The sequence below is a fragment of the Aquisalimonas sp. genome (assembly GCF_007120195.1).
Taxonomy (GTDB): Bacteria; Pseudomonadota; Gammaproteobacteria; order Nitrococcales; family Aquisalimonadaceae; genus Aquisalimonas.
The window spans coordinates 1-7,027 of the sequence record NZ_SKOG01000007.1; the positions used below are offsets into that span (position 1 = coordinate 1).

Below are 7,027 nucleotides of genomic sequence, written 5' to 3' on the forward strand. Positions count from 1 at the left end.
GCCCCTGGCGGCGTTGCGCCTCCTCGCCGTAGTCCCCGCTACGCCTCGTCGGCGCGCCTTGCCAGGAACCGTCAGGATCCACGCCAATTTTCGCAACGTATTTACGGGACAGGACACTAGTTCAATGCTTCACCGGCTCAAACACCGCATCCAGATTCAGCTGATCGCAGAAGTCGAGAAACTCCTCGCGCAGCACGGCAATCTGCGTTGACCCGGGGATCTCCAGCAGAAGGTTCACCGCGAACATGGGTGTCCCCGTGTGCGCCGCCGGATACCGGGTGGTGCTCAGGTCGCGGATATTGATGCCGCGCGCAGAGAAGAACTGCGCCAGCTGGTGGACGATCCCCGGATGATCCATGGCCACAACCTCGACCGCGTAGGGCAGGAGATCGCCGGTGTGGGCACGGTCGTGCGTGCGCTTCCAATGCACATGCAGGCCGAGTTCATCACCCAGTCCCGGCAGTACATTTTCCAGCTTGGCCAGCGCGTCCCAGCGCCCCCCGACCATCTGAATGACCGCGAACTCCCCGCCGAGCACCGTCATGCGGCTGTCCACCACATTGCAACCGGCCTCTGCCACAGCCGCCGCCAATCGGTTGATAATGCCCGGGTGGTCTTTGCCGAGCGCTGTGATCACCAGATAGTTGTCCATGCGTCGTCCCCGTCTTTCGGTGCTGCTGGCAACCCCGTGGAACCTCTCGTTTGCGCGGCGTTTTCCGCAGTCAATGAGCACGGGGGTGTTGGCGGTCCGCGTAAACCGTTGCAAATGTCGTGAGTGTATCACGGTGCTCCGGCCACGCTTCCGTGCCCGACGCACCAGTCAACGGGACGCGCCCCATGGGCATCACTTGTCTGTGATATCCCCCGCAAGTACTATGCAATGTCAATTTTCCCGGAGGGCTAAGGCAATGTTCCGTGGCAGCATGGTCGCGATGGTGACACCCATGCATCAGGACGGCTCGGTGGATGAGGCCGCGCTCGGGCGGCTGGTGGATTTCCACGTGGAGAACGGCACCGACGCCATTGTGGCCGTCGGCACCACGGGTGAGGCCGCAACACTTGATTACCAGGAGCACTGTCATGTCATGCGCCGGGTCGTTGAGCTGGCGCGCAATCGCATCGCCGTGATCGGCGGTAGCGGAGCGAACTCCACCTGGGAGGCCATCAAGCTTACGCGCTGCGCGATGGAGGCGGGGTGCGATGCAGCGTTGCTGATCACGCCGTACTACAACAAGCCCACCCAGGAAGGGCTGTACCAGCACTTCCGGACCGTGGCCGAAGCGGTGGCGATTCCGCAGATCCTCTACAACGTTCCGGGGCGCACGGCGTGCGACATGCTTCCCGAGACCGTGGAGCGGCTTGCCGACATCCCCAATATCGTTGCCGTCAAGGAGGCCTATGGCACCATTCAACGGCCCCGGGAAATCCTGGAGCGCTGCGGTGACCGCCTCGATGTCTACAGCGGTGATGATGCGAACGCCCGGGAGATCATTCTCGCCGGCGGCAAGGGCTGCATTTCCGTGAGCGCGAACGTGGCGCCGCGGCTGATGCACGCCATGTGCATGGCGGCTGTCGAAGGCGACCTGGAGCAGGCGGACGCCCTCGACGCCCAGCTGGCAGCCTTGCATAAAGCCCTGTTCATTGAGACCAGTCCCATCCCGGTCAAGTGGGCCGTCAGCGAAATGGGCCTTATCGGGCCGACCCTGCGTCTGCCGCTGACCCAGCTGTCGGAACAGCATCACGAAACGGTTCGCCAGGCCATGAAGCTGGCCGAGGTCAAGTAGTCTATGTTGCGTTGCCCAAAGTGCCGTCCCCTCGCTCCACTGTCGCTTGTTGCGGTTGTTGCCATCCTGCTCGCTGCCTGCGGCGGGCGGGGTGAAGAGGAACTCGACCGCAGTGAGCGCTTGTCGATTCCGCCGGACCTCTCCAGTGAGCGCATCGGCGAGATCCCGGAGATGCGGGGCGATCGCGGCCGCTCCTCCCTAGGCGGAGAGGAACGGCGCGAGCAGGCGCGCGCCGCCCGGGACGTCGCCCCCGAGCCCGTCGGTCTGCGCATGCGCCAGCAGGGCGCCGAACGCTGGCTACAGGTGCAGGCCGCCCCCGAGCAGGTCTGGGAGGGGCTGGAGCGGTGGCTGGAAGATGAGCGTGTACCCGTTGCCCGTAGCGACAAGGAGCGGGGCGTTATCGAGACCGGTTGGCTGTCGCGTCCCATGGGCCCGAGCGGCGGGGCGCTGCTGCCCCTGGAGCGAGACCCGGAAGCCGCGCCGCTGGCGGAGCAGTACCTGATCCGCGTGGAGCCCACCGATGAACCGGAGCGCTCAGAGGTGTTCGTCGCCCACCGGCGCGTGGCGGCCGCCGGCGACAATGGCTGGGCGCCACGCCCCGCGGATCGGGGGCTGGAAGCCGAGATGCTGCGCGGGTTTATGCTCTATCTCGGCGCCGATGAAGCCTTCGCGGCCCAGCAGGTGGCCCAGCGCGAACGGCGCGTGAGCCAGCTTGAGACCGGTGACGACGGCGAGCCGCGGCTGCTGGTGCGCGACGGCTACCTGCAAAGCTGGCAACGCGTCGGCTTGGCGCTGGACCGCGCGGCGTTTACCGTTGAAGACCGCAACCGTGCTCGGGGGCGCTTCCTCGTGCGCTATGATCCCACTGCCGAAGACCAGGACGACGGCCCCGGCTTTTTCGCGCGCATGGCGTTCTGGCGCGAGCGTGAGCCAGAGCTTGAGCCTGGAACCTACGCCATTGTCCTGGGCTCCGCCGACCAGGGCACCGCCGTTACCGTGAGCACCGAAGACGGCGAGCGGGTGCCGGACGTCTTGGCCGAACGCCTGCTGACCCTCATCGAGGATCAGCTGCGCTAAACCGGGTGCGCCCGCGTCGGTCCAGCGCATGCCGTGCGGGCCCCTGTCAGGCACGTGCGCCCGCGACGCCACCGCTTGTTGTGTAACGGGATGCTATGCTGCACCTGACCGGAACGCCGGCACTCTCGCCTTTTCGCCTCGACAAGCTGCTGGCCGGCCTGCGTGAGCAGGTTCCGTCGGTCAAGCAGGTCCGCGCCGATGTCGAGTACTTCGTCCTGCTTGAGCGCCCTCTCGACGACGGCGAGCTAACGATCCTGCGGGGGCTGCTGCTCGAAGGCGGCGCGCCCGCCAAGCGCGAGGGGCGGGGCGAGCTGTTCCTGGTGGTCCCACGCCCCGGCACCATTTCGCCCTGGTCCAGCAAGGCCACGGATATCGCCCGCAACTGCGGCCTGTGCGCCGTACGGCGTATCGAGCGAGGTGTCGCTTATCGCCTGCGGCGTGCGGAGGGCGCGTTCACCAGCGACGAGCGCGCGCGCCTGCCGTCGCTGCTCCACGATCGCATGACCGAAGCCGTCCTCGGTGACATACAGGAAGCCGAGGCGCTGTTTCAGCAGCACGCGCCCGGCGCGCTGCGCGAGGTCGATATCCTCGGCGGCGGCCGGGCGTCCCTGGTCGCAGCCAACCAGGCGATGGGCTTCGCCCTGGACGACGATGAGATCGACTATCTGGTCGCTCAGTACAGGACGCTCGCTCGCAACCCCACGGATGTGGAGCTCATGATGTTCGCCCAGGCGAACTCGGAGCACTGCCGGCACAAGACCTTTCGCGCGGACTGGGTGATCGACGGCGAGGCGCAGCCGAGCTCGCTGTTCGATATGATCCGCCACACCTATCGGCAGCGGTCCGCGGGCGTGCTCTCGGCCTACAGCGATAACGCCGCCGTCGCTGCGGGGCCGGAGGTTCAGCGTTTCTTCGCGGACCCAAGCGACCGGGTCTACCGAGCGCACCGGGAAGCCTCGCACCTGGTCATGAAGGTTGAGACCCATAATCATCCCACGGCGATCGCTCCATTTCCGGGTGCGGCCACCGGCGCCGGCGGCGAGATCCGGGACGAGGCGGCCACCGGCCTTGGTGCCCGCCCCAAGGCGGGGCTCGCCGGGTTCACCGTCTCTAACCTGCGTTTGCCCGGCGCCGTGCAGCCCTGGGAGGCCGGGAACAACGGCCGACCGCGCCGCATGGCCTCGCCGCTGGAGATCATGCGCGAAGGGCCAATCGGCGCGGCCTCCTACAACAACGAGTTCGGCCGGCCCAACCTCGGTGGCTATTTTCGCACCTTTGAGCAGTGGGTGCCGGGCGTCGATGGCGATGAGATCCGCGGCTACCACAAGCCCATCATGATCGCCGGCGGCATGGGTACCATCCGCGATGGCCATGTGCATAAGCAGGAAGTGGCCGGCAGCGCCCGGGTGATCGTGCTCGGCGGTCCGGCCATGCTGATCGGCCTGGGCGGCGGGGCGGCGTCTTCCGTGAGCAGTGGTGCCAGCGCCGAAGAGCTGGACTTTGCCTCGGTGCAGCGCAGTAACCCGGAGATGCAGCGCCGCGCGCAGGAAGTCATCGATGCCTGCTGGGCGCTGGGTGAGGCCAACCCCGTGCTCTCCATCCACGATGTGGGCGCCGGTGGGCTCTCCAACGCCGTGCCCGAGCTTCTTGAGGACAGCGAGCGTGGCGGTCGCCTGGAGCTGCGCGAGGTGCCCAACGACGACCCGGGCATGTCGCCCATGGAGATCTGGAGCAACGAGGCGCAGGAGCGCTACGTTCTGGCCATCGGCGCCGAATCGGTGGAAGACTTCCGCCGCCTCTGCGAGCGCGAGCGCTGTCCTTACGCCGTGATCGGCGAGGCCACCGCGGACCGGCGTCTGTTGCTCACCGATCGGACCCTGGGCGAGGACGCCGTCCACATTCCCATGGATCTGCTCTTCGGCAAGCCGCCGAAGATGCGCCGGGAGGTGACACGGATTCATGCGCCGCGGCGGCCTCTCGCGCTCAGTGGCGTCCGAGTCGACGAAGCGGCGGAGCGCGTGTTGCGGCTTCCCGCGGTGGCGGCGAAACACTTTCTCATCACCATCGGCGACCGCACGGTCACCGGCCTGGTGGCCCGCGACCAGATGGTGGGGCCATGGCAGACCCCGGTGGCTGACGTGGCCGTCACCCTGGACGACTACACCGGCGCCACCGGCGAGGCCATGGCCATGGGTGAGCGCGCGCCCACGGCCTTGCTCGACGCCCCAGCCTCAGGCCGCCTGGCCGTGGCGGAGGCGTTGACCAATCTCGCCGCGGCCGACGTGGGTCAGCTCCCGCGGGTTAACCTGTCCGCCAACTGGATGGCCGCGGCCGGCCACCCCGGCGAGGATGCCAAGCTTTACGACACCGTGCGCGCTGTGGCCATGGAACTCTGCCCGGCCCTGGGTGTGGCCATCCCCGTGGGCAAGGACTCCCTGTCCATGAAAACCGTCTGGGAGCACGATGGCCACACTCGCAGCGTCACCGCACCACTCTCCCTGGTGGCCACTGCCTTCGCGCCGGTGAGCGATGCGCGCCGAACCCTGACCCCGGCGCTGCGCGGCGACGCCGGTGACTCGCGCCTGCTGCTGGTGGACTTGGGGCGTGGCCGCAACCGCCTCGGCGCTTCGGCCCTGGCGCAGGTCTACAGCGCCCTCGGCGACACCCCGGCGGATCTGGATTGCCCCAAAGATTTGCGCGCCTTCTTTGATACCGTGCAGGCCCTCAATCGCGAGGAACTGCTGCTCGCCTACCACGACCGCAGCGACGGCGGGCTGTTCACCACCCTGGCCGAGATGGTGTTCGCGGCGCACATGGGTGTCACAGTGGACGTGGCCGGGCTTGGCCATTGCGGCGTTGCCGCGCTGTTCGCCGAGGAACCGGGTGCCGTGCTCCAGGTGGGCTGCAAGGCCGTCGACACCGTGCGTGCACGCTTCGCCGGAGCCGGACTGGACGACTGCGTGCACGTCATCGGCGCGCCCAACGATGACGATTGCCTGGTGGTGCTGCGCGGGGAGACCGTGCTGTTGAATCGCAGCCGCGTGGTACTGCAGCGCGCCTGGCAGGAGACCACGTGGCGCATGCAAAGCCTGCGCGATCATCCGGACTGTGCGCAGGAAGAATTCGACACCCTGTTGGACACCGCTGACATCGGGCTGCACGCGGCACTCAGCTTCAATCCCGCCGACGACGTCACCGCCCCGATGGTCGCCGGCGGTGCGCGGCCACGGATCGCCGTGCTGCGGGAGCAGGGCGTGAACGGCCAGCTGGAGATGGCCGCCGCCTTCGATCTCGCTGGCTTCGAGGCGGTGGATGTGCACATGACCGATCTCCTGGAGCAGCGCGCCCGCTTGCCGGATTTCCAGGGCCTGGTCGCCTGCGGTGGGTTCTCGTATGGTGACGTGCTGGGCGCCGGCGGCGGTTGGGCCAAGACCATCCTGTTCAACCCGCTGTTGCGGGATCAGTTTGCGGCCTTCTTCCAGCGCCCGGAGGCCTTCGCACTCGGGGTCTGTAACGGCTGTCAGATGCTCGCCATGCTGCGCGAGCTGATCCCGGGGGCTGGCCTGTGGCCGGATTTCGTGCGCAACCGTTCGGAGCAGTTCGAAGCGCGACTCTCCCAGGTCGAGGTGGTGGAATCGCCGTCGCTGTTCCTCCACGGCATGGCGGGCTCGCGCATGCCCATCGCCGTGGCGCACGGTGAGGGGCGGGTGCAGTGCCCCGCGGACAGCGGCCCGCGCAAGCTCGCCTCGGCCGGGCTGGTCAGCCTGCGGTTCGTGACCAGCCGCGGCGCCATGGCGGTACACTACCCCGCCAACCCCAATGGCTCCCCGGATGGCATCACCGGGCTGACGACCCTCGACGGCCGTGTCACAATCATGATGCCTCACCCGGAGCGGGTCTTCCGGACGGTCCAGAACAGCTGGCACCCGCGGGAGTGGGGCGAGTATGGCCCGTGGATGCGCATGTTCCGCAACGCGCGCCGGTGGCTGGGCTAATGGCTACGCCCTTCGATGGGCCGCGGTGCCATGGCATGGCTTCCCGCCGTAGGGTGGATTAGGCGAAGCCGTAATCCACCGTCAATGACATGGCGCCGCAGGCGCGCAACCCAAGCTGCGTGTGTGCGCCCTTGGCGCGGATTGTTTAACGGTGCATTACGCTGGCGCTAA

4 protein-coding genes are annotated in these 7,027 nt (G+C 67.6%); 3 read left to right on the forward strand and 1 reads right to left on the reverse strand.

Annotated elements, in window-relative coordinates; all coding sequences use genetic code 11:
• Positions 1-121: 121 nt before the first annotated feature.
• Complete coding sequence (locus QZT63_RS00695) at positions 122-652, reverse strand: glycine cleavage system protein R (protein ID WP_290647756.1); 531 nt, start codon at positions 650-652, stop codon at positions 122-124.
• A 256-nt stretch (positions 653-908) separates the two neighbouring features.
• On the opposite strand from QZT63_RS00695, the gene dapA reads away from it, so the two are divergent.
• The 3 genes from dapA to purL all read left to right on the forward strand — a co-directional run bounded on the left by dapA (position 909) and on the right by purL (position 6,856).
• Positions 909-1,784 carry a 4-hydroxy-tetrahydrodipicolinate synthase gene (dapA, locus tag QZT63_RS00700; RefSeq protein WP_290647757.1) on the forward strand — a complete coding sequence of 292 codons (876 nt, stop codon included), beginning with the start codon at positions 909-911 and terminating at the stop codon, positions 1,782-1,784.
• 3 nt (positions 1,785-1,787) lie between these two features.
• A complete protein-coding gene (bamC, locus tag QZT63_RS00705) occupies positions 1,788-2,861 on the forward strand; it encodes an outer membrane protein assembly factor BamC (protein ID WP_290647758.1) in 1,074 nt (357 codons plus the stop codon).
• Between the two features lie 95 nt (positions 2,862-2,956).
• The gene (purL, locus tag QZT63_RS00710) at positions 2,957-6,856 is read left to right on the forward strand and encodes a phosphoribosylformylglycinamidine synthase (protein WP_290647759.1); all 3,900 of its coding nucleotides are present in this window, start codon (positions 2,957-2,959) and stop codon (positions 6,854-6,856) included.
• Positions 6,857-7,027: the final 171 nt, after the last annotated feature.